The organism is Aeromonas sp. 25-AL00135 (genome assembly GCF_054052385.1).
In genome coordinates, this window is sequence record NZ_JBSTYQ010000017.1 from 73,238 (window position 1) to 94,481 (window position 21,244).

Annotated in this window: 22 protein-coding genes; 9 read left to right on the forward strand and 13 right to left on the reverse strand. The window is 60.2% G+C overall.

Annotated features, from left to right (window positions below; all coding sequences use genetic code 11):
- Positions 1–23 precede the first annotated feature (23 nt).
- The 8 genes from ACW5XC_RS16105 to ACW5XC_RS16140 all read right to left on the reverse strand — a co-directional run bounded on the left by ACW5XC_RS16105 (position 24) and on the right by ACW5XC_RS16140 (position 7,990).
- The gene (locus ACW5XC_RS16105; RefSeq protein ID WP_005339262.1) at positions 24–839 is read right to left on the reverse strand and encodes a Cof-type HAD-IIB family hydrolase; all 816 of its coding nucleotides are present in this window, start codon (positions 837–839) and stop codon (positions 24–26) included.
- Positions 840–928: 89 nt separating this feature from the next.
- Positions 929–1,969, reverse strand: coding sequence for an alpha/beta fold hydrolase (locus ACW5XC_RS16110; RefSeq protein WP_042054372.1), 1,041 nt, complete (start codon positions 1,967–1,969; stop codon positions 929–931).
- The gene (locus tag ACW5XC_RS16115) at positions 1,969–2,628 is read right to left on the reverse strand and encodes a CatB-related O-acetyltransferase (protein ID WP_042054373.1); all 660 of its coding nucleotides are present in this window, start codon (positions 2,626–2,628) and stop codon (positions 1,969–1,971) included. Before ACW5XC_RS16115 ends, ACW5XC_RS16110 begins: the two co-directional genes overlap by 1 nt.
- The gene (gene trmH / locus ACW5XC_RS16120; protein ID WP_005355744.1) at positions 2,628–3,359 is read right to left on the reverse strand and encodes a tRNA (guanosine(18)-2'-O)-methyltransferase TrmH; all 732 of its coding nucleotides are present in this window, start codon (positions 3,357–3,359) and stop codon (positions 2,628–2,630) included. Before trmH ends, ACW5XC_RS16115 begins: the two co-directional genes overlap by 1 nt.
- A 44-nt stretch (positions 3,360–3,403) precedes the next feature.
- A complete protein-coding gene (gene spoT / locus ACW5XC_RS16125) occupies positions 3,404–5,521 on the reverse strand; it encodes a bifunctional GTP diphosphokinase/guanosine-3',5'-bis pyrophosphate 3'-pyrophosphohydrolase (protein WP_005339255.1) in 2,118 nt (705 codons plus the stop codon).
- Between the two features lie 131 nt (positions 5,522–5,652).
- Positions 5,653–5,928 carry a DNA-directed RNA polymerase subunit omega gene (gene rpoZ / locus ACW5XC_RS16130; RefSeq protein ID WP_005307060.1) on the reverse strand — a complete coding sequence of 92 codons (276 nt, stop codon included), beginning with the start codon at positions 5,926–5,928 and terminating at the stop codon, positions 5,653–5,655.
- Positions 5,929–6,007: 79 nt separating this feature from the next.
- The gene (gene gmk / locus ACW5XC_RS16135) at positions 6,008–6,634 is read right to left on the reverse strand and encodes a guanylate kinase (RefSeq protein ID WP_042054375.1); all 627 of its coding nucleotides are present in this window, start codon (positions 6,632–6,634) and stop codon (positions 6,008–6,010) included.
- A gap of 303 nt (positions 6,635–6,937) precedes the next feature.
- A complete protein-coding gene (locus ACW5XC_RS16140) occupies positions 6,938–7,990 on the reverse strand; it encodes a glycosyltransferase family 9 protein (RefSeq protein WP_042054393.1) in 1,053 nt (350 codons plus the stop codon).
- A 222-nt stretch (positions 7,991–8,212) separates the two neighbouring features.
- Here ACW5XC_RS16140 and ACW5XC_RS16145 point away from each other — a divergent pair, with 222 nt between their 5' ends.
- Together ACW5XC_RS16145 and ACW5XC_RS16150 are read left to right on the forward strand one after the other, a co-directional pair.
- Entirely contained in the window at positions 8,213–8,926 is a 714-nt protein-coding gene (locus tag ACW5XC_RS16145; protein ID WP_005339249.1) for a 3-deoxy-D-manno-octulosonic acid kinase, read from the forward strand.
- Positions 8,927–8,996: 70 nt separating this feature from the next.
- Positions 8,997–9,860 carry a GGDEF domain-containing protein gene (locus ACW5XC_RS16150; RefSeq protein WP_040069586.1) on the forward strand — a complete coding sequence of 288 codons (864 nt, stop codon included), beginning with the start codon at positions 8,997–8,999 and terminating at the stop codon, positions 9,858–9,860.
- Between the two features lie 6 nt (positions 9,861–9,866).
- On the opposite strand, the gene ACW5XC_RS16155 is transcribed toward ACW5XC_RS16150, so the two are convergent.
- The gene (locus tag ACW5XC_RS16155) at positions 9,867–10,721 is read right to left on the reverse strand and encodes a carboxylate/amino acid/amine transporter (RefSeq protein WP_042054377.1); all 855 of its coding nucleotides are present in this window, start codon (positions 10,719–10,721) and stop codon (positions 9,867–9,869) included.
- A gap of 39 nt (positions 10,722–10,760) precedes the next feature.
- On the opposite strand from ACW5XC_RS16155, the gene ACW5XC_RS16160 reads away from it, so the two are divergent.
- Entirely contained in the window at positions 10,761–11,222 is a 462-nt protein-coding gene (locus ACW5XC_RS16160) for a DUF6314 family protein (RefSeq protein WP_080771398.1), read from the forward strand.
- A 124-nt stretch (positions 11,223–11,346) separates the two neighbouring features.
- On the opposite strand, the gene ACW5XC_RS16165 is transcribed toward ACW5XC_RS16160, so the two are convergent.
- Together ACW5XC_RS16165 and ACW5XC_RS16170 are read right to left on the reverse strand one after the other, a co-directional pair.
- Positions 11,347–11,508 (reverse strand): hypothetical protein, encoded by a 162-nt coding sequence (locus ACW5XC_RS16165; protein WP_005339236.1) that lies wholly within the window; start codon positions 11,506–11,508, stop codon positions 11,347–11,349.
- On the reverse strand, positions 11,493–12,392 hold the full coding sequence (locus ACW5XC_RS16170) for a DMT family transporter (RefSeq protein WP_005357113.1): 900 nt from the start codon (positions 12,390–12,392) through the stop codon (positions 11,493–11,495). The genes ACW5XC_RS16165 and ACW5XC_RS16170 overlap by 16 nt, the downstream gene beginning before the upstream one ends.
- Positions 12,393–12,483: 91 nt before the next feature.
- On the opposite strand from ACW5XC_RS16170, the gene ACW5XC_RS16175 reads away from it, so the two are divergent.
- Positions 12,484–13,443, forward strand: coding sequence for a LysR family transcriptional regulator (locus tag ACW5XC_RS16175; protein ID WP_042054380.1), 960 nt, complete (start codon positions 12,484–12,486; stop codon positions 13,441–13,443).
- Here ACW5XC_RS16175 and trpS read toward each other — a convergent pair.
- Together trpS and ACW5XC_RS16185 are read right to left on the reverse strand one after the other, a co-directional pair.
- The gene (trpS, locus tag ACW5XC_RS16180) at positions 13,422–14,435 is read right to left on the reverse strand and encodes a tryptophan--tRNA ligase (RefSeq protein WP_042054381.1); all 1,014 of its coding nucleotides are present in this window, start codon (positions 14,433–14,435) and stop codon (positions 13,422–13,424) included. The genes ACW5XC_RS16175 and trpS overlap by 22 nt on opposite strands.
- Before the next feature lie 192 nt (positions 14,436–14,627).
- Positions 14,628–15,065, reverse strand: coding sequence for a universal stress protein (locus ACW5XC_RS16185; protein ID WP_005339229.1), 438 nt, complete (start codon positions 15,063–15,065; stop codon positions 14,628–14,630).
- Positions 15,066–15,466: 401 nt separating this feature from the next.
- Between ACW5XC_RS16185 and fabV the strand changes: the two genes are divergently transcribed.
- The 5 genes from fabV to ACW5XC_RS16210 all read left to right on the forward strand — a co-directional run bounded on the left by fabV (position 15,467) and on the right by ACW5XC_RS16210 (position 21,139).
- Entirely contained in the window at positions 15,467–16,654 is a 1,188-nt protein-coding gene (fabV, locus tag ACW5XC_RS16190; RefSeq protein WP_042054382.1) for an enoyl-ACP reductase FabV, read from the forward strand.
- 92 nt (positions 16,655–16,746) lie between these two features.
- The gene (gene ftnA / locus ACW5XC_RS16195) at positions 16,747–17,271 is read left to right on the forward strand and encodes a non-heme ferritin (RefSeq protein ID WP_005339225.1); all 525 of its coding nucleotides are present in this window, start codon (positions 16,747–16,749) and stop codon (positions 17,269–17,271) included.
- Positions 17,272–17,421: 150 nt separating this feature from the next.
- A complete protein-coding gene (locus ACW5XC_RS16200) occupies positions 17,422–18,606 on the forward strand; it encodes a BaiN/RdsA family NAD(P)/FAD-dependent oxidoreductase (RefSeq protein ID WP_080768653.1) in 1,185 nt (394 codons plus the stop codon).
- Positions 18,607–18,687: 81 nt separating this feature from the next.
- Positions 18,688–20,361 (forward strand): sensor histidine kinase, encoded by a 1,674-nt coding sequence (locus ACW5XC_RS16205; RefSeq protein ID WP_042054384.1) that lies wholly within the window; start codon positions 18,688–18,690, stop codon positions 20,359–20,361.
- 46 nt (positions 20,362–20,407) lie between these two features.
- Positions 20,408–21,139: a LytR/AlgR family response regulator transcription factor gene (locus tag ACW5XC_RS16210; RefSeq protein ID WP_042054385.1), complete on the forward strand. Its 732-nt coding sequence runs from the start codon at positions 20,408–20,410 to the stop codon at positions 21,137–21,139.
- The last annotated feature ends 105 nt before the right edge of the window (positions 21,140–21,244 follow it).

Sequence of the window (21,244 nt, forward strand, 5' to 3'; positions counted from 1 at the left end):
ATCGAATGTCGGGATGAAGAGGATCAGGCTGCGCTGACGCTCTCCAGCTCGAACAGCTTCTCCAGATAGACGGCGACGCCATCTTCGTCAGAGGTGAGGGTCTGCTCATACTCCGGCAGCGCCATTTTCAGGCGGTCATGGGCGTTGCCCATCACGATGCCGCGTCCCACCATGGTCAACATCTCGAAGTCGTTCATGCCATCGCCGAAGGCGATCGCCTCCGACATATCGAACCCGTTCTGCTCCAGCACGGCACGCACCGCATTGCCCTTATGCACCCCGGCGTGCATCACTTCGAGGCAGTCCGGCAATGAGAAGGTGACGTTGAGCTGGTCGCCATAGCGCTGGTTGAGGTGTGCCTCGATCTTCAGCAGCTTCTCGTGGTCGCCGATGTAGAACACCTTGTTGATCTGCTCTTTCGGTTCCTGCTTCAGGTCATCGACCAGACGGTAGGTGAACCCTGACTCGTCGTGGAACTGCAGCAGCCAGGGCAGCTCCTCTTCCACCACCCAGTCATCACCCTGATAGACATTGAGGTGGATAGAGGGGTCGCGCTCCAGCGCAATCAGTTCGGCGGCGATCTCGGTCGGCAGCGGCTGGTTGAAAATGAGCTGATCCTGTTTGTCATGGACCACGGCGCCATTGGAAGTAATGAGGTAGATGTCCATCCCCAGCGCATCGCGGAAGCTGCGAACGTCAACATGATGACGGCCGGTGGCGACCACGAATTTCACACCTTGTTCTACCAGGCGGTGCAGGGTATCCCGGGTACGGGGAGAGATCTGGTGCTGCTTGTTGAGCAGAGTGCCATCGAGATCGGATACAACTACCTTGAACATCATTACCTCGGCATCGATTGAAAACAGGGGCAGTTTACCTTAGCCCGCACTGTCACCCCATTTATTTAGGGTTACAAAAAATAGCCAGCTCAGAAGCGGGCGAAAAAGTCGACCATCGCGGTCAGGGCGGGCTGGCGCTTGTCATCGGATTCGATAAACAGCTCGTGCCAGGCACCCTCGATGCGCAGTGGTTTGCCCCCTTCGCACCTGGCAATGGTGCAGAAGCGATCCTGCGCGGCATTGTCCACCACGCTGTCGTTGCCAGCTTGCAGCACCAGCAGCGGGGTTTTGATGGCGCCCGCATCGGCGATGGCGGCATCGGCACCGGTGATCCCCTGATAAATCCAGTGCGCGGTAGCACCACCCAGCTTGATCTGCGGGTGCTGCTCGTAGATTTGGCGAAACGCCTGATAGCGGGACTGACTGTGAGTCAGCTCGTTGTCGGCAAAGCCGTGATCCTGATAGGCGCCCTGACCGGGGCCGTAGGGAGGCTCGCCAAGCCAGCCGCCGACCGTGCCTATGGTGCTCGCCAATCCCTTGGCCAGCCACTTGGGCAGACCGCCGAGATTGATGCCCAGCATGGGGGAGGAGAGCACGGCCGCCTTGATATCATCGGGCCAGCGTTCCAGATAGCGGGCCGAGATGGCGCCGCCCATGGAGTGGGCCAGCAGGAACAGCTTGGCAGGCTGGTCCGCCATGATGATCTGGTCGTGAAACTGCTTGAGATCGACCACATAATCGTCGAACTGGTCGACATATCCCTTCTGCGGGTCATTCAGCATCCGGTCGGACATCCCCTGACCACGATGGTCGATGAGATAGAGGCTGTAGCCCTGACGCCAGAGATCCCACGCCAGCTCCTGATACTTGAGGTAGCTTTCGACCCGGCCATTGACGATGAGGATGGCGCGATCAACCTTCTCCTGCCGCAGCGCGGCATAGCGGATGGTCACCCCATCCTTGCCCTTGAACTCTCCTTCAACCGCATGCTGGCGCCAGAAGTCGGGCAGGGTTTGCTGGTAGAGGCTGGGTACATCGGCTTCGCTGGTGAGCTGATAGGTATTGGTCACGGCAAGGGCTCCGGCAGAAAACAGGGTCAGGGCCAACAGGGAAAGAGAGAGGGATTTCATCAGGCACACTCCTGTTGCCAATGGTGATAAAGGGCGGCGATATCCCCCGAGCAGAGCAGCGTCATGCTGGTTTGCAAGCGAGGCAGGGGCCAGTCCCACCACTGCATCTCTTGCAGCATGAGGATCTGCTCATCGCTGAAACGACGGCGGATCGGCTGAGCCGGGTTGCCGCCGACTATGGTGTAAGGGGCCACATCCCTGGTTACCACGGCGCGGGTGGCGATGACGGCGCCATCACCTATGGTGATGCCGGGCATGATCATCGCTTCCGAGCCGATCCAGACATCGTTGCCAATCCGGGTGTCTCCCTTGCGCAGAAAGCCGCTGCGGGCCCCTTCGCCAAAGGTGTCGGGGTTGAACGGGAAGGTGGAGACCCAATCCAGCCTGTGGCCCTGATTGCCCGCCAGCATGAAGGTGGCGCCCGAGCCGATGGAGCAGAATTTGCCGATGATCAGCCGATCCACCTCGCCCCAGAGGCCGCTCTCCCAGGTATCGCGGGTCGAGCCATCGCCGAGCAGGTAACGGACGCAGTGATCCTCGAACGGCTTGCCGTGGTAGTAGCCGGAGTAGTAGCTGTAGTCGCCGGCCTCTATGTTCGGGTTGGTCAGGTGATCCCGGATGATTTGCGATTCCAGCCAGCTGCCAAAAGGGTTTTCCATCACTCCTCCTGTAGGTCGTCCTGCTCGCTCTGCTGCGCCCACCCTTTGCGGGTCAGCTGCATCCGCTGCCACCACTCTTCGTCCGCCAGAATTTCACCGGCCGGGCCGAGCTGGGGGTAGGGCATCTCTTTCTCTTTGCAGAGTTGGGCATAGATAGGATAACCCCCCTCGAACAGGATGCTGTTCTGCTCCTCCAGCGTGAGCGGGCAGCCGCGCTGATAGCAACCGGCCAGCTCGCGCTGACGCTGGGCTTCGTAGAGGATGGCGGCAGCAGCCACCGAGACGTTGAGGGACTGCACCATGCCGACCATGGGAATGACGATATGGTGGTCGGCCAGCGCCAGCGCCTCTTCACCGATGCCGTGCTTTTCCTGACCCACCAGAATGGCGGTCGGTTTGGTGTAGTCGATGGCGCGAAAATCGACCGAGCTGTCAGATAGATGGGTCGCTAGGATCTGCATGCCGGAGGCTTTCAGCTCGGCAACGGCTGTGCCGATATCCGGGTGCAGTTTTACATCCACCCAGTTCTGGCTGCCGCGGGCGGTGCCCTTGCGCTTGTGGATCCAGGTTTTGGGCCAGACGGCGTGTACCCGGTGGATGCCGATGGCATCGGCGGTACGCACGATGGCGGCCAGATTGTGAGGTTTGTGTACCTCTTCCATACAGACGGTCAAATCGAGCTGACGCTGGGCCAGCATGTCGGTGATGCGCTTGAAGCGTTCGGGGGTCATGGCTTGTCTCAATAAAAGCAGCAGGCGGCTTGCGCCGCCTGTGTTCAGTTCTTCTGTCGGCTCACCTTGAGCACGTTGGGCATGACGCGGATCTTGCGCATGATGTTGGCCAGGTGGATGCGGCTCTTGGTGGTGATGAGCAGGCTGACCTGATAGACCCGGCCATCCTTCTCTTCGGTGCTGATGGCGTGAATATTGGCGCCGGTGGCGGCAATCACGTTGGCCAGCTCGGCCAGCGCACCCTGATGGTTGACGATCTCGATGCTGATACCGGTGCGGAACTCCTGTTCCTGCTCCTTGTCCACTTCCCACTGCACCGGCAGGTACTTGTCCGGCTCCTTGCTGTAGCCCTTGATGTTGCGGCAGGCTTCCTGGTGGATCACCAGACCCTTGCCCGGGCTGATGTGGGCGATGATGGCATCCCCCGGGATCGGACGGCAGCAGTTGGCGAAGGTGACCAGCATGCCGTCGGCACCCTTGATCGGCATCTTCTTGCTGCTGGTTTTGGGCTGTTCTTCCGGCGGCAGTTCATCCCCCAGCATACGGCGCGCCACCATGACGCTCATGGCGTTGCCGAGGCCCACATCGGCCAGCAGCCCCTGCAGGTTCTCATGCTTGGTATCGGCCAGCACCTGTTTGATGCGCGGCTCGGGGATGTCTTCGATATTCTTGGCGCCCAGCGCATGGTTGAGCAGGCGGCGACCCAGCACCACCGACTCTTCGGTGCGCAGGTTTTTGAGGAACTGACGGATCTTGGAGCGCGCCTTGGTGGTCACCACGAAGTTGAGCCAGGCCGCGTTGGGGCGGGCGCCCGGCGCAGTGATGATCTCCACCGTCTGGCCCGAGTGCAGCGGACTGCTGAGCGGGTAGGGGTGGCGGTCGACCCGAGAACCGACGCAGGCGTGGCCGATATCGGTGTGCACCGTGTAGGCAAAGTCCACCGGCGTTGCGCCAGCGGGCAGCTCCATGATGCGCCCTTCGGGGGTAAAGACGTAGATTTCGTCGGGGAAGAGGTCGGTTTTGACCCCTTCGATAAATTCAAACGAGCTGCCGGCGCTCTGTTGCAATTCCAGCAGGCTCTGCATCCAGCGCTGGGCGCGGATCTGGGCAGTGGTGCCCGAACTGTCGCCATCCTGCTTGTAGGCCCAGTGGGCGGCAACCCCTTTGTCGGCCATCTGATCCATGAACTCGGTGCGAATTTGCACCTCCACCGGTACCCCGTGCGGCCCCACCAGAGAGGTGTGCAGCGACTGGTAGCCGTTGGTCTTGGGGATGGCGATGTAATCCTTAAAGCGGCCGGGGCGCGGTTTGTAGAGGCTGTGCATCTGCCCCAGTACCCGGTAACAGGTATCTATGTCCTTCACCTTGACCCGAAAGGCGTAGATATCCATTACCTCATGAAATTGCAGCTCTTTTTTCTCCATCTTGTTGTAGATGGAGAAGAGGTTCTTCTCGCGGCCACTGACCTGATGCTCGATCCCCGCCTCTTTCAGGCGACCGCTGATTTCGCTCTGGATGGAGTCGATGATCTCGCGACGATTGCCACGGGCGCGGCGCACCGATTCGCGCAACACGCGGGATCGCATCGGATAGAGCGCCTCGAAGCCCAGCTCTTCCAGCTCGTTCTTCATGGTGTGAATACCGAGGCGGTTGGCGATGGGGGCGAAGATTTCGAGGGTTTCCCGTGCGATGCGGCGGCGCTTGTCAGGGCGCAGCGAGCCCAGGGTGCGCATATTGTGGGTGCGGTCGGCCAGCTTGATCAGAATGACCCGGATATCCTGGGTCATCGCCATCACCATCTTGCGGAAGTTCTCGGCCTGCGCCTCTTTGCGATCGCGAAACTTCAGCTTGTCGAGCTTGGAGACCCCGGCCACCAGTTCTGCAACCGCATTGCCGAATTGTTCGGCCAGATCGGCCTTGGTGACAGAGGTGTCTTCGATGACGTCGTGCAGCACAGCGGCCATCAGGGTTTCATGATCGAGGCGCATGTCACCCAGGATTCGGGCAACGGCAACAGGGTGGGTGATATAGGGTTCGCCACTGGAACGCATCTGGCCCTGGTGGGCATCACGGGCCACCACATAGGCTTGCTTGAGCTTCTCAACCTGCTCTGGCGGCAGGTAGGAACTGGCTATTTCTTTAAGGTTTTCAAATAAATACAAGACAGTCCCCGCAGCGGTGAAACGGCAATTCGTGGAATTGAGGGTATAGCCCTGAGTTTGCGAGGTTTTCGAGCGGTTGTAAATGGGGATGAACAGTCGGCACCCGGGCGGGTGCCAACCGGAGGAATAACTTAACCGCGGCCTTCGGCGATGGCAGCAACGGCAGCCAGCTCGGCGGCTTCCTGCTCTTGCTGTTCGTAGCGGTCCTGGGTGTCCATCACTTGATTGTTCACCAGACCCAGCTCGATCTCACGCAGGGCGATCACAGTCGGCTTGTCGTTCTCTTCGTCGACCAGGGGATCTTTGCCTTGTACCGCGATTTGACGAGCGCGGCGCGCGGCGACCAGCACCAGGTCAAAACGGTTACCTACCTGTTTTACAGCATCTTCTACAGTAACGCGTGCCATGCAGGACTCCAGTGTTTGGGCTTTCTGTATTTAGAAAAGCAGTGTTTAAAAATGACGCAAAAGTTTACTTGTTTTTGGCTTACTCTGCCAGTAGCTGTTGCAGCAAGTTTTTTTGAGCCTGTTGCTGGTGACGCATCTCCAGCCGTTGGCACTCAATAATGGACCTGAGCTGGAACAGCGCCTGCTCGAAGTCTTCATTGATAATGACATAGTCATACTCGTCGTAGTGCACCATTTCGGCAATGGCTTTCGCCATTCGGCCGGCAATCACTTCGGCACTGTCCTGACCGCGCCCAATCAGGCGGCGTTCCAGCTCTTCGCGGCTGGGGGGCAGGATGAAAATGGATTTGGTCGGCATCTGCTCGCGGATCTGGCGGGCACCTTGCCAGTCGATGTCGAGGAATACGTCGATCCCCTTGGCCAGGCAGGCTTCGATGGCGGCGCGTGAGGTGCCGTAGTAGTTGCCGAACACTTCGGCCCACTCCAGAAAATCACCGCGTTCAATCAGCGCCTTGAACTCTTCCACCTGGACGAAGTGGTAGTGCACGCCGTGCTCTTCGCCCGGGCGGGTGGCGCGAGTGGTGTGGGAAACCGACAGCTGCATCTTGCCCGCAGCGTTATGTTGGGTCAGCAAGGCATTGAGCAGACTGGATTTACCCGCGCCGCTCGGAGAAGAGATGATATAGAGAGTGCCTTGTCGCGCCATATTATTACCTTTAATCGAAACCGCTGTTTTGGTTGTAGCAGAGACCGCCGTCTTGTGCCCGAAAGGGAGACAGCCAAACGCAAAACGCGGAAAATTCTTGAGTCAGGAGGATGTAAAGGCGGCGAATTTTACCAGAATGCGGCGAATAAAAAAACGGCCGGAATCATATTCCAGCCGATCAAAGTATTCGTAGCTTGCTGCGGGAGCGTAACCCACATCAGCCTGCATTGTGCCTTTGGCTGAGGGCAGAGGCTATCAGGTTATCCCTGCCTGATGGCTCGGAATTCCCGAGGTGCTCTGTCACTACGGCAGCTGACGATCTGCACAGAGGCGGTCGAAGGCGGCGATCACCTGCTCGCTGGTGATTTTTCGCATGGCCTCCGGGTCTTTGAGACGGGTGCGCCAGCTCAATTCGGCCAGCGGCTTGCCGGTCTCCTGCTCGACCAGCTCCTGATAGACGCTGACCACGTAGTCGCGGCAGAGATATGGGCCGGTGCGGGCCGGATTGTGGTGGGCATAGAGACCGATCACCGGCGTGCCCACTATGGTGGCCATATGGGTGGGGCCGGTATCGGGGGCCAGTACCAGACTCGCCTCGCCAATCAGCGCCAGCAGCTGCTTGAGGTTGGTCTGCCCCACCAGATCGACCGGCTTGCTCTGGCTTAAGCGCTGGATGTCGGCAGCCAGATCCCGCTCCAGTTTGGCAGGCCCGCCACAGAGATAGACCTGAAAGCCCTTGTTGGCGGCGTGATCCGCCAGCGCGGCATAGCCTGCGGCCGTCCAGTTTTTGAATGCCTTGCTGGCGGCTGCGCAGATCAGCAGAGTCGGTTTGCCGCCAATCTTCTCCCTTGCCCACGCCTGATGATCGGCGCTGATGGACAGTTGCCAGTCCGGGGTCAGATCCTTGATGCCGAGCTCTTTGGCGAAAGCGAGGAAACCGTCCAGCACATGGGGGGAGGCAGGCGAAGGCACCTTGTGGTTGGTGAACATCCACTGGCCGTCGTTGGCCCGCTCCCGATCAAACCCGAGTTTGACCTTGGCGCTGATGCCGAGGGTGGCGATGCTGGCCCGCATCGCCGCCTGAAGGTGGAGCAGGGCATCGAATTTGCGCCCCTTGAGGGTCTGCCAGAGATCGCGATAGCCGCGCCATCCCTTGCTCTTGTCGAAGGGGATCACCTCGACGCCGGGCAGATCGGCAAACAGGGTTGCCTCGATTTTGCCGGTGATCCAGGTGATGCGGGTCTGTGGCCACTCCCGCTGGATGACGCGCACCAGCGCCAGTGCGTGGCAGCAATCCCCGATGGCGGAGAGCCGCAGGATGCAGATGGAGGAGGGGGGCGTTTGAAATAGCGGCATGTTGTGGCGCACGGCTGGCAAAAAGGGTGGATGGCATTATGCAAACTCCCCTCTGGATTGTAAAATTGCGCACAATCGTCAGCCGGGATAGGCCGGGCCCTGCGCCATGACCTGTTTCTGCACGTCGTTGATTAAAGGCCACTATTGCGGGCATGCCAGAGCGGCAGCCTCATCGCCAATTGAAAAATTGCGATCCATGACCCACCGAGCGGGATCTCCACGATGCGAGTACAGACCGAACACAACCAGATCTGCTGGTATGCCGAAGGGGCCTTTCGCGACCCTTCTCCCCAGTTATTCGATCCTGCCTGGTGGCAGAACAACCGTCAGGTGGTGGGTACTTCCATCGGACGGGGAGTGACCTGGTTCGTCAAGGATGAGTCCCGCCATCTGGTGCTGCGCCACTACTATCGCGGCGGCATGGTGGGCAAGGTGGTGCGGGATCGCTTCTGGTTCGAAGGGGTCGAGTCGAGCCGCGCCATGGCCGAATACACCCTGCTGGCCAAGCTGTGCGAGCTGGGGCTGCCGGTGCCGCGTCCGTTTGGTGCCCGCATGGTCAAACAGGGCCCCTTCTATCGCGCCGATATCCTGATCGAGCGAATTCGCGGTGCCAAGGATATGGTGGCGCTGCTCAAGCAGGGGCCGGTGGCGACCGAGGTGTGGCACAAGATAGGCCAGACGGTGCGTCAGCTGCACGATGCCGGGGTTTATCACGCCGATCTCAACAGCCACAACCTGCTGCTCGATAAAGAGGGCAAGGTGTGGGTGATCGATTTTGACAAGGGGGCGATCCGCTCCCCCGGCGAATGGCAGAAGGCCAATCTGGAACGCTTGCTCCGTTCATTCAATAAAGAGTCTCAACTGCACACCAGTTTCCACTTCGTACCGGAGAACTGGCAGACCTTGATGAACGGGTATCAGGGAAAAGCGCTCTGACCCTGTTGCTCGGCGTGAACGCCAATGTTACTTATTGAGCAGGTATTCAGATCCTGTTTCGAGGCGCCCCATGGAAATGCTCAAGACACCTTTGGTCGATGTGACTGCCCGGCTTGATCCGGGTCTGCTGTCTGATGCCATGGCGCTGCTGGAGGCGGGGATCTGGAGCTGGTCAGCCCAACATGGACTGCAGCGTGATCCCTCCTGCCTGCGCCTGTTGGGATTGGGAGAGTGCTGGCCGGATGATCTCGGCTGGCTGGATCGCGTGCATCCCGACGATGTTGCCCGGCTGGAAGATGCCCTGCTCGCCTGCCAGAGCGGCCGTAGCAGCGGTCTGCGCCTCGAATACCGCATTCTGCATCATCACGGTCACTACATCCGGCTGGAAGAGCGGATGCGTCGTGATGAGCGGGGTTATCTGCTGGGGGTCGTCCGTCACCTCGATCCCGCTGCCGTGCTGGTGGAGGAGCGACATGGCACCGATCCGCTGACCGGACTGGAGAGCCGTGGCCGTTTCGAGCAACTGCTTGAAGAGCGGCTGGCGACCGAGAGCGGCACTTTCAGTCTGCTGCAGTTTTCGGTCGATCACATGGCCAAAATCCAGCAGTTGTTTGGTGAAGCGGCTTGCGACGCCATGCTGGCCAAGCTGGCGCGTATCGTGCGCCACGAGCTGCGGCGGGAAGATCCCTTCGCCCGCTGGGATGAGGACGGTTTTATCCTGATGCTCTCCCAGACCGAGCGGATGAGTGCGCTGGAGATCGCCGAGCGGCTGCGCCTCGAGATTGCCGATGCCAGCCTGTTGTCACAGCGGCCGGTCACCGTCAGCATCGGGCTGGTGCAGAGTCAGGCTGGCGAGCAGCTCGATCATCTGCTGGCCCGGCTGGCCAGCTGTCACAGTCAGGCCAGACGGGAGCACAACACCGTCGTCGGCTGAGTGCGGTCAGGGTAGGCTGCGCTTGTCACGCTGGCAGACCCAGAGCGAGGCCAGCATCAGCAGGCCGCCGATGGTCAGCCGGGTCAGGTCGGTATCCTTGCCCCAGAGCAGCAGATTGACCAGCAAGCCGGCCGGAATGAGCGCATTGTTCATAATGGCCAGCACTCCGCTGGTGACCAGCGTCGCCCCCTTGTTCCAGAGGAAGTAGCCGAGGCCGGAGGCTCCCACCCCCAGCCAGAGCAGAATGCCCCACTGCAACCCTGACGTTGGGTATTGCGGCTTGCCCAGTAGCCACCAGGCGGGCAGTGCGATCACCAGCGCTCCCAGATAGAAGCAGCCGAACACCGCCAGTTGCGGCGGTTGCTCCGCCTCCCGTGCCAGCAGTACCTTGTAGCCCACCTGACCTAGGGCGAAACAGAGGTTGGCCCCCTGCACCACCATAAATCCCAGCACATAGCTTTCGGTCAGGCCGTCGAAGCGGATGACGGCAGCCCCGAGCACCGCCAGCAGGGCACCCCACAGATAAACAGGCTTGAAGCGGCGCTCCAGCAGGTCGTGGAGCAGGGTGACGTAGATGGGGGTGAAGATGGTAAAGACCAGTACTTCCGGCACCGTCAGCAGCAGGAAGGAGTGGTAGTAGAAGAGATACATGATGCCGAGCTGGATGGCGCCCAGCGCCATCAGCTTGGCCACAAGATCGGGGCGCAGCCAGCGGCGGCGCAGGAAGGGCAGAAACACCAGACTGGCGAGGGCGATGCGGGTCAGCACCGAGAAGTAGGCATCCACCTGACCGGCGAGGTAGACCCCGATCAGGCTGAAGGAGAATGACCAGAGCAGGGTGACCCCTATCAAGTAGTTCATGTGTTTGATTTATCGTCAGTTGTCAATTTTAAGGGGGCTATGATGGCCGAGATGGAAGCGGCAATCCAGCGTTTATGGGCGCGATTGCCACAGGTCGGAGCATTTTCCTTTACCGCCAGCAATAGCGAGGGGTCGGCGACCGACTGGAATGGTCGGGGCGAGGGGCGTGTGCAGGTGACCGATCATCAGGGGGGCTGGCTGTTTAACGAGCAGGGCCGTTACATCACGCCTCATGGCAGGGAGCTCGCCATGCACAACCGCTTCTGGTGGCAGCGCAGCGAACGGGGGATCCGTCTCTCCCATCTGCGTTATGAGGCGCCGGTCGAACTGTTCGAGCTGCTGCCGCAGGGGGATGGCCGCTGGCTGACCGCCGAGCCCCATCTGTGCGGGGCGGATCACTACAGCGCCGAGCTGACCGAGATCGACGGTGGTTTTCTGCTGAGCTGGCAGATCACCGGGCCGCGCAAGAACGAGCGACTCAGCTATCGCTATCTGATCTGACGCCGGCTGGCAGGCATAAAAAAACCGGCGCAGAGCGCCGGTAGCGGGGGACAAATCGGAGGTTTTTTAAAACAGTCCCAAAAACAGGAGAGATAGACTCTCGTCACACATTCAGAGATGGACTTCAGGCATTCAGGGCATAGCTCAGCATGGCTTGCAGCTTGCTATCGAAGAACCAGGGCAGCAGTACCATCAGCAGGCCCAGGATCCCGGCCAGCCGCTGGCGATACTGCCAGCCGGCAATCAGTACCAGACCACCGCACAGTGTGGTCAGGATGCCTGACATAGGGAGACCTCGCGCTGCATGCGACGCTGTTGCGCCCACTGGTTCATGGCGACCGAGCCGAGGATCAGGGCCAGAGCAACACCTGTGGTGGGATGGATCTGCTCGCCGAGGAACAGGGCACCCAGCATCACGCCGAACAGCGGCACCAGATAGTTGCTGAAGGAGGCGAACGTCGGGCCGGCCTTCTGGATCAGCGCCATGTAGAGGAAGTAGACCAGACCGGTACAGAGGGTACCCAGCACGGTGATCGCGCTCAGGGCCTGGGTGCTCGGCAGGGTCAGGCTGCCGAGATCAACCATGAAGGGGGCGACCAGCAGCAACTGGATTGCCGAGGAGATCAGGATATTGCGGGCGACCACTACCGGATGGTCCTTGGCAAAGCGCTTGATCATCAGCAGGCCGATGGCGAAGCAGCTGGCACCCAGCAGGATGGCCATGGCACCGAGCAGACCGGCGTTCATGCCCTGGGAGAGTTTCGGCCAGAACAGGGTGAGCACACCGGCAAAGCCGATGATCACGGAAAGCAGACCGGTTTTGGTGATTCTTTCACCAGAAATAAACAGCGGTGCAGCCAGAATGGTCACAAACGGGATACAGCCCATGACCACGGCGGCGATGGCGCTATCCACATACTGTTGGCCCCAGGCGACCATGATGAAGGGGATGGTGGCATCCAGCAGGGCGATCAGCATATAGGTGCGCCACGGGGTGTGCTCACTCTTGAGCCGCATGAACAGGCAGAGCAGACCCAGGGTCAGGCTGCCGCACAGGGCACGACCGGCAGCCACCAGAATGGGGGGCAACTCGGCAACGGCCTGGTGCATGAAAATGAATTGGGAACCCCACAGCAGGCCAATGGCCAGCAATAACAGATAGCTACGCATTTGAATCTCCGATGTATTAAGCCAGCGCATTCTAGGCAATCTGTTACTATGGTAAAAATGAATTGTTGGCATTTAACTATGGCAAATATCGATGGATAGCTCGCTCGCCCGTCTCGACCTCAACCTGCTCGCCGTATTCGACATGCTGATGCAGGAACGCAATGTCACCCGTGCCGCCGAACGGCTGCATCTCTCCCAATCCACCGTCAGTCACGCCTTGGGGCGGCTGCGGGTGGCGCTGGATGACCCGCTGTTCGTGATGAGTCGGCGCGAGATGATGCCGACCGAGCGGGCCAAGGCGCTGGCCGGTCCGGTGCGCCAGGCTCTGGCGATGCTGGAGCAGGGATTGCGGCAAGCCAAGGGGTTTGAGCCAGCCACTGCGCGGCGGATTTTCCGTATTGCCACCCCGGGTTCGGTAGAGCACGGGCTGGTGCCGGTGCTGGTGGAGCGGCTCCATCGGCAGGCCCCTCACTGTCGGCTTGAGGTGTGCGAGCTGGCCGATAGCAACTACGAGCGGGAGTTGGAAAAGGGTGAGCTGGATCTGGTGATCGGTTTCGCCGGGGCGAATCACCTCTCACCGCGCTTGTGGCGGGAGGAGTGGTTCAACAACCCGCTGGTCTGCCTGTCGCCGCTTGGCAGCGAATTGCCCGATGTGCTGACTCCGGTCGAGCTGGTGAGCCGTCCCCACATCCACACCTCCAGTTGGGGTCACAGTCAGGCGATGGTGGAGCTCTGGCTGGCTCGCTTCGGGGTGGAGCGGGAGCTGGGGGTCAGGTTACCGAGCTTTATGGCTGTGCCGCCGCTGATGGCGACCGGCCGCTATCTGGTGGTGGTGCCCGAGATGATCGGGCGCCACTTCTGCCGCTACTACCCGCTGCGGATGCATCAACTCGACCCCGCCATCCCCATCGTCTACCTGATGGCGGGGCACCCGCTCACCGCCCATGACGAGGCGATCGGCTGGTTCAAGAGCCTGCTGCACCAGCTGGTGTACGACCTCTACGGCGACGATGCGCTCGGTACTCCCGCTCAGCGGATGCTGGCGAAGTAGTCGAGCCCCATGGCGCTTTTCACCTCCGCCAATACCTCATCGGTGATGATGCGAGCCTGCTCGGTGCCCTGATAGAGCAGCTCCAGCAGCATCTTCTTGTCGGCAATGGCCGCGGCACGGCGCTCCCGCATCGGGGCGAGCAGGGTCTGCAGGCAGTCATTGAGCACCTGCTTGCAGCGCATGTCCCCCAGTCCGCCGCGCCGGTAGTGCGCCTTCATCTCGGCGACCAGCGCCTTGTCGGGATGGAAGGCATCGAGATAGGCGAACACCGTATTTCCCTCCACCTGACCGGGATCGCTCACCTTGAGGTGGTTGGGGTCGGTATACATGGCGAACACCGCCTGTTTGACCTCTTCCGCCGACATGCCGAGCTCGATGGTGTTGCCGAGAGACTTGGACATCTTGGCCTTGCCGTCGATGCCGGGCAGGCGGCCGGTGTCGCTCAGGATCGGCTGGCATTCGGTCAGCACCTCTTTGCCTACCAGAGAGTTGAAGCGGCGGACGATTTCGTTGGTCTGCTCCAGCATCGGCAGCTGATCTTCCCCGACCGGCACATGGCTGGCGCGAAAGGCGGTGATGTCGGCGGCCTGACTGACCGGATAGACCAGAAAACCGGCCGGCAGCGTGCGCTCGAACCCTTTCTGCTGGATCTCTGCCTTGACGGTGGGATTGCGCTCCAGCCGGGCGACGCTGACCAGATTGAGGTAGTAGCAGGTGAGTTCGGCGAGGGCGGGCAGGGCGCTCTGCAAACAGAAGGTGGTCTTGGCCGGGTCGAGGCCGACCGCCAGATAGTCGGCCATCACCTCCAGTACGTTGTCGGTCACCTTGGCCGGGTTGTGGCCGTTGTCGGTCAGCGCCTGCAAGTCGGCGATCATCACGAACTGGCGGTAGTGGTGCTGGGCTTCGACGCGCTGGCGCAGGGAGCCGACATAGTGGCCGATGTGCAGTTTGCCGGTGGGACGATCGCCAGTCAGGATTACGGGGTTGTGCATGTCACTCTCTCCAGTTGGGTGAGCCGGGAGGCGACAAAGGGATAAAAACAGTTGACCGCCTCTCGGCGGTCACGGTGTTTTCTTTGGGAAATTTACAATAGAAACGCGGTGCCGCCTGTTTAGGAGCAGCACCACCAGTAGTTGTGATTGAATGCGGTCATATTCATAGCAAATCAAACTACGCCGGTTTCATTACTTCTGCAAGGGGACGACCAGCAGATCGCAGGGCACCGTATTCATCAGCTGACGGGCGCTCGAGGTGAGCAGGCTCCAGAAGCTCTGGCGATGGCCGCACACCAGCAGGTCGATCTCGTACTCCTTGACCGCCTGATTGACCCGCTCGCTCAGATCGCCGCAGATCACCAGCTTCTTCTCGATGGGATAGTCCACCGAGGCCAGAAATGCCTCCAGCTTCTCTTTCGCTTCGGCGATCACCTGATCCTGCACGTTGTCGATGTCGATGTCGATCATCTCGGTGTAGAGATCCTTGAGGTCCACATCGACATGGATAACCGACAGCTTGGCGCCGTTGGAGCGGGCTCTGTCCACCGCCTTGTCGATCACCTTGCGGTTATCTTCAGAGAGGTCGATCGCGGCCAGAATATGCTTGTAATAGGTTGTTCCACTCATGGGGGTTCTCCTTACCGATCCTTCAGTCCACTATACCAATCTCTGCTGAAACTAAAATGGTGCCTCAGGCACAGTTTTGGGATTTAAATGAGTTTAATGACGTGTGACACAGGGTCAGCCACTCAGTTATTAACCACTATTTGCCTATAAATTAAACAAGAGTTTGACGCCGGTCACACCCCTCGGCTTGCCGATCAGGGGGGAGAGGCATAGGATGGGCCCGTGCTTCGCAATGAACACAAAACAACAAAAAGCATCTGAATACCGCTTTGGGGAGCCACGTGCTCCCTTTTGTTTTTCTGCCTCATTTCTTGCCGCTTTTCTGACTGATAGCGATCCGGCATCAAGTTAATCTCCTTCGATTTGGTTATGCTGTAGCCAGTTTCTTTGGAGGCCTTCCCATGATCATTCATCCCCAGATTCAAGGTTGTGTTGCCCGCAACTGTCACCCCATCGGCTGTCGCGCCGCCGTGCAGCAGCAGATCGAACGGATCAAGGCTGCGGGCCCGTTCAATGGGCCCAAGCGGGTGCTGGTGCTGGGGGCTTCCTCCGGGTTTGGACTGGCGTCGCGCATTGCTCTCGCCTTTGGGGCCGGTGCCGACACCATCGGCATTTCCTTCGAGCGTGGCCCTTCCGACAAAGGATTGGGTAGCGCCGGTTGGTACAACAACATCTGGTTTCGCAAGGAGGCGGAGCAGGAGGGGCGTATCGCCATCAACCTGATTGGCGATGCCTTCTCCAACGGCATGCGCCAGCAGGCCATCGACACCATCTGCCAGCAGCTTGGGCAGGTGGATCTGGTGATCTATTCGCTGGCGAGCGGTATCCGGGTGCTGCCCGATGGTACGCAAGTGCGCTCGGTGCTCAAGACCACCGGCCAGCCATTTAGCGGTTGGGGGCTGGATCTGGAGCGCGATACCCTGGTGCAGCAGTCGCTGGCGCCCGCCACGCCTGAGGAGATCCGCGATACCGTCACCGTGATGGGGGGCGAGGATTGGCAGCTCTGGATGCAGGCGTTGCAGCAGGCCGACTGTCTGGCCCCCGGCGCGCAAACCGTCGCTTACTCCTATATCGGCCCCGAATCCACCTATCCCCTCTATCGGGATGGCACCATCGGTTATGCCAAGGAGCATCTGCACGCCACCGCCGAGACCATCAACCTGCAACTGGCGGAGATCGGTGGTCATGCCTGGGTATCGGTCTGCAAGGCGCTGGTGACCAAGGCGAGCGCCTATATTCCTGTGTTGCCGGTTTATCTGGGCCTGCTGATGGGGGTAATGAAGGAGCGCGGTGTGCACGAAGGCTGCATCGAGCAGATGCAGCGACTGTTCGCCGCCAAGATGTACGGGCCCAATGGGGTGGTGGCCGATGGTAACCGGCTGATCCGGATGGATGACCACGAGCTCGACCCGGCCATTCAGGCCGCCGTTTCGGCGCTCTGGCCCAAGGTGACGCCGGAGAATTTTCATGCGCTGGGGGACTTTGCAGGGCTGCGGCAGGACTTCATGCAACTCAACGGCTTCGAGCTGCCGGGCGTCGATTATGCAGCGCCGGTGAATGTCGCCTCCCTTAGGGAGCTGACCCCCTGAGCTGAAAGAAACGGGATCTCCCTCTCGTTGGCGGGTTGATTCGCGGCGGGAGTGTGGCGACAATCGATACCAAATCACTGAGGAGAAACAAGATGCTGGCCCAAGCCATGATCGAGAAGTTGAACGAGCAGATTAACCTGGAGTTCTACTCCTCCAATCTCTATCTGCAGATGAGCGCCTGGTGCGAAGACAAGGGCTTTGAAGGGGCGGCGACCTTCCTGCGTCAGCACGCGGTCGAGGAGCGCCAGCATATGGAGCGTCTGTTCACCTATGTGAGCGAGACCGGCGCCATGCCCAAGCTGGGTGCCATTGATGCCCCTCCCCACGAGTTCAAGTCGCTGGGCGATGTGTTCCGTACCACTCTGGAGCACGAGTATCACATCACCAAGTGTATCAATGGTTTGGCCCACGTAGCCTTCACCACCCAGGACTACTCCACCTTCAATTTCCTGCAGTGGTATGTGGCCGAGCAGCATGAAGAAGAGAAGCTGTTCAAGAGCATCGTCGACCGTCTGGGTCTGGTGGGTGAAGATGGCAAAGGCCTCTACTTCATCGACAAGGAGCTGGCCGAACTGGCCAAGGGCGCCCCTGCCAGCATCATGGACAGCAACGCCTGATAGTCGTGGACACTTAGTGTTCAGCCAGTACAATAACGGCCCTTTTAAGGGCCGTTGTTTATTCTGGTGGGCAGCCACTATGGTTGTGTTCTGCCAGAGGCGATCTCGGTTCTGGCCAGGTGCCGTTTCTATTTTGATAAGTGAGTGATGATGAAGCAGGTCGATGTGGTGGTGATCGGGGCCGGTGCGGCCGGATTGATGTGTGCGGCGCAGGCGGGCTACCGTGGCCGCTCCGTGCTGGTGCTCGACAACGCCAAGAAGCCGGGCCGCAAGATCCTCATCAGTGGCGGTGGCCGCTGCAACTTCACCAACCATCAGGCGGGTGCTCACGCCTACCTGTCGGAGAATCCCCACTTCAGCAAGTCGGCGCTGGCCCGCTACACCCAGCAGGACTTTATCGATCTGGTGGACCGCCACGGGGTCAACTATCACGAGCGCACTTTGGGGCAGCTGTTCTGTCTCGAGAGTGCCAAGGATATCGTCGATGTGTTGCTCACCGAGTGTGACTGGGCCGGGGTGACCCTGCAGTTCCAGACCGAGATCCTCACCGTCAGCAAGCAGGACGAGGGCTTTCTGCTGACCACCAGCAAGGGTGAGATCGGCTGCCACTCGCTGGTGGTGGCGACCGGCGGTCTCTCCATGCCCAAGCTGGGGGCGACCCCTTATGGCTTCAAGCTGGCGGAGCAGTTCGGCCTCAAGGTGCTGCCGACCCGCGCAGGTCTGGTGCCATTCACCCTCCATCAGGCAGAGAAAGAGGCGTTCGCCGATCTGGCGGGCATCAGCCTGCCGGTGGCGGTGACCGCCGAGGATGGCACCCGCTTCAAGGAGGCGATGCTGTTTACCCATCGCGGCCTCTCCGGCCCCGTTATCCTGCAGATCTCCTCCTACTGGCACGCTGGCGAGAAGATCCACATCAACCTGCTGCCGGAGCTGGATATTCCGGCCGCCCTGCGTGAGTGGGCGCAGGCACACCCGGCGCAGGAGCTGAAAACCGTGCTGGGGCGCGAGCTGCCCAAGCGCTTCGTCGACAAGTTGGTGGAGCTGGGTCAGCTGGTCAGCAAGCCGATGCGTCAGTACAACGAGCGGGAGCTGGAAGCAGTGGCCAATTTGCTGGGTGACTGGCAGATCCTGCCCAACGGCACCGAGGGGTATCGCACCGCCGAAGTGACCCTGGGGGGCGTCGATACCAACGAGCTCTCCTCCAAGACCATGGAAGCGCGCAAGGTGCCGGGCCTCTACTTCATCGGCGAAGTGGTGGATGTGACCGGCTGGCTGGGTGGCTACAACTTCCAGTGGGCCTGGTCCTCCGGCTGGGTGGCCGGTCAGTACTGTTGATGTCACAGGGGCTGGTTTATCCGGCCCCGATTTATTGGTCAGGGTTAGGGTGATCGGTCGGGTTGCCGCAAGGGAGCGCAGATGCTTGAGAATCAGATGATGTTGTTGGCGGTGTTCGAGCGGGCGGCGCTGATGCTGATGACCCTCTTCTTCCTGACCCGCACCCGGCCGTTCCAGCGGCTGTTCCAGAAGCGGGATCACACCCCGGCGGAGCTGGTGCTGGTGGCCTCTATCTTCGGCCTGTTTGCGGTGTTCAGTACCTACACCGGCATTCCGGTAGAGGGGGCGCTGATCAACGTGCGGATCATTGCCATTATCTCCGGCGGCATCCTGTTCGGCCCCTGGGTCGGCATACCGGCCGGGGTCATCTCCGGCCTGCACCGCTATCTCATCGATATGGATGGCCACACCTCCATCCCTTGCCTTATCGCCAGCATCATCGCCGGTCTGCTCGCCACCTGGCTGCACCTGCGCTGTCGCAAGTCGCGGCTCTGGCTCTACGGCATTCTGGCGGGGATGCTCTGCGAAGGGCTCACCATGCTGCTCATCTGGCTGCTGACCGAGCCCCACGAAGTCGGTGTGGAGATCGTCAACCACATCGCCTATCCGATGATCGCCGGGGCGCTCTGCATCGGCCTTATTATCAAGCTGGTGCAGGATCTGGATGACGAGAAGGAGCTGATTGCCGCCAAGCAGGCCAAGCTGGCGCTCGATATCGCCAACAAGACGCTGCCTTTCTTCCAGAACATCGATCGCCACTCCCTCAGTCAGGTGTGCGATGTGATCCGGCGCGACATCAGCGCCGATGCGGTGGCCATCACAGATACCCATGACGTGCTGGCCTATGTCGGGGTGGGCAAGGATTACTACGAGCTGGACGAGCACCACGCCATCAGCGGCATGACCCAGCAGGCGGTGCTGCTCGACCAGATCATCATCAACAACGATCTGCGCCAGTATCACCTCTCCGATTTCCACTCGGTCATCATTATTCCGCTGCGGGAGAACGGCTCGGTGAGCGGCACTCTCAAGATCTATTACCGCCGCACCCACAGCATCACCAGTTCGCTGCGGGAGATGGCGGTGGGCCTCTCCCAGCTCATCTCCACCCAGATGGAGGTGTCGCGCATCGAGCAGCTCAAGGAGATGACCCGCAAGGCGGAGTTCACCGCGCTGCAGAGCAAGATCAACCCGCACTTCCTGTTCAATGCCCTCAACGCCATCTCGTCGCTGATCCGCATCCGGCCCCAGCAGGCGCGCCAGCTGATCGCCAATCTGGCGGACTACCTGCGCTACAACCTCAACAAGGGGGATGAGCTTATCGACATTCAGGAGGAGCTGCAGCAGGTGCGCGACTACGTGGCCATCGAGCAGGCCCGCTTCGGCGACAAGCTGGAGGTGGTGTTCGAGGTGGACGACGTGCACATTCAGGTGCCGAGCCTGCTGTTGCAGCCGCTGGTGGAAAACGCCATCCTGCACGGCATCCAGCCCCGCAGCGCGCCGGGCCGGGTCACCATCGAGGTGAAGCAGCTGGCGGGCGGCATCCGGGTATCGGTACGAGACACAGGTTACGGCATCAGTCAGGCGGTGATCGACAGGGTCGCCGCCGGTCGGGTGGAGAGTCGCAGCATCGGCCTGATGAACGTGCATCAGCGGGTCAAGCTGCTTTATGGCGACGGCCTGCATCTCAAGCGGCTGGAACCGGGTACCGAGGTGAGTTTCTATCTGCCGGATCAGGAATCGATGCCATGCTGAGTGCCATCATGGTTGAGGATAAATGTGTGCCGCGAGAGGTGTTGTCATGCTGAAAGCGATCATTGTGGAAGACGAGTATCTGGCTCGCGAGGAGCTCATCTATCTGGTGAATCAGCACAGCCAGATCGAGATAGTGGCGAGCTTTGAGGATGGGCTGGAGGCATTCAAATACCTGCAGGATCACGAGGTGGACGTGGTGTTTCTGGATATCCAGATCCCCTCCATCGACGGCCTGCTGCTGGCCAAGAACCTGCACAAGTCGAGTCACCCGCCCCACATTGTTTTCGTCACCGCCTACAAGGAGTTTGCGGTGGAAGCGTTCGAGCTGGAGGCGTTCGACTACATCCTCAAACCCTACAACGAGCCGCGCCTCATCAGCCTGCTGCAAAAGCTGGAGCTAGCGGGCAAGGCGCAGGCGGGGCAGGGGAGCGAGCCGGGGGCAGCGCACAATCGCACCGTCAATCTGGTGAAGGGGGAGCGCATCATCGTCACCCCCTGCGAGCAGATCTACTACGCCGAGGCCGACGAGAAGCTCACCTATGTCTACACCCGCGACGATCGCTACGTGATGACCATGACCATCAGCGAGTTTGTCAGCCGCCTGCCTGCCGAGGGGTTCTTCCGTTGCCACCGCTCCTACTGCGTCAACATCAACAAGATCCGCGAAATAGTCCCCTGGTTTAACAGCACCTATCTCATCCGACTCCATGATCTGCCGTTCGAGGTGCCGGTCAGTCGCAGCAACATCAAGGCGTTCCGTCAGCTGATGCGGCTCTGATTGTCATTCATTCCCGCCGATCTGCATTTCATGCCTTAATCGATCGGCGCGAACTGCGTCTTGCCTATAGTGGCCTCAATTTCCTTAAGGCCATCGACCGAGACG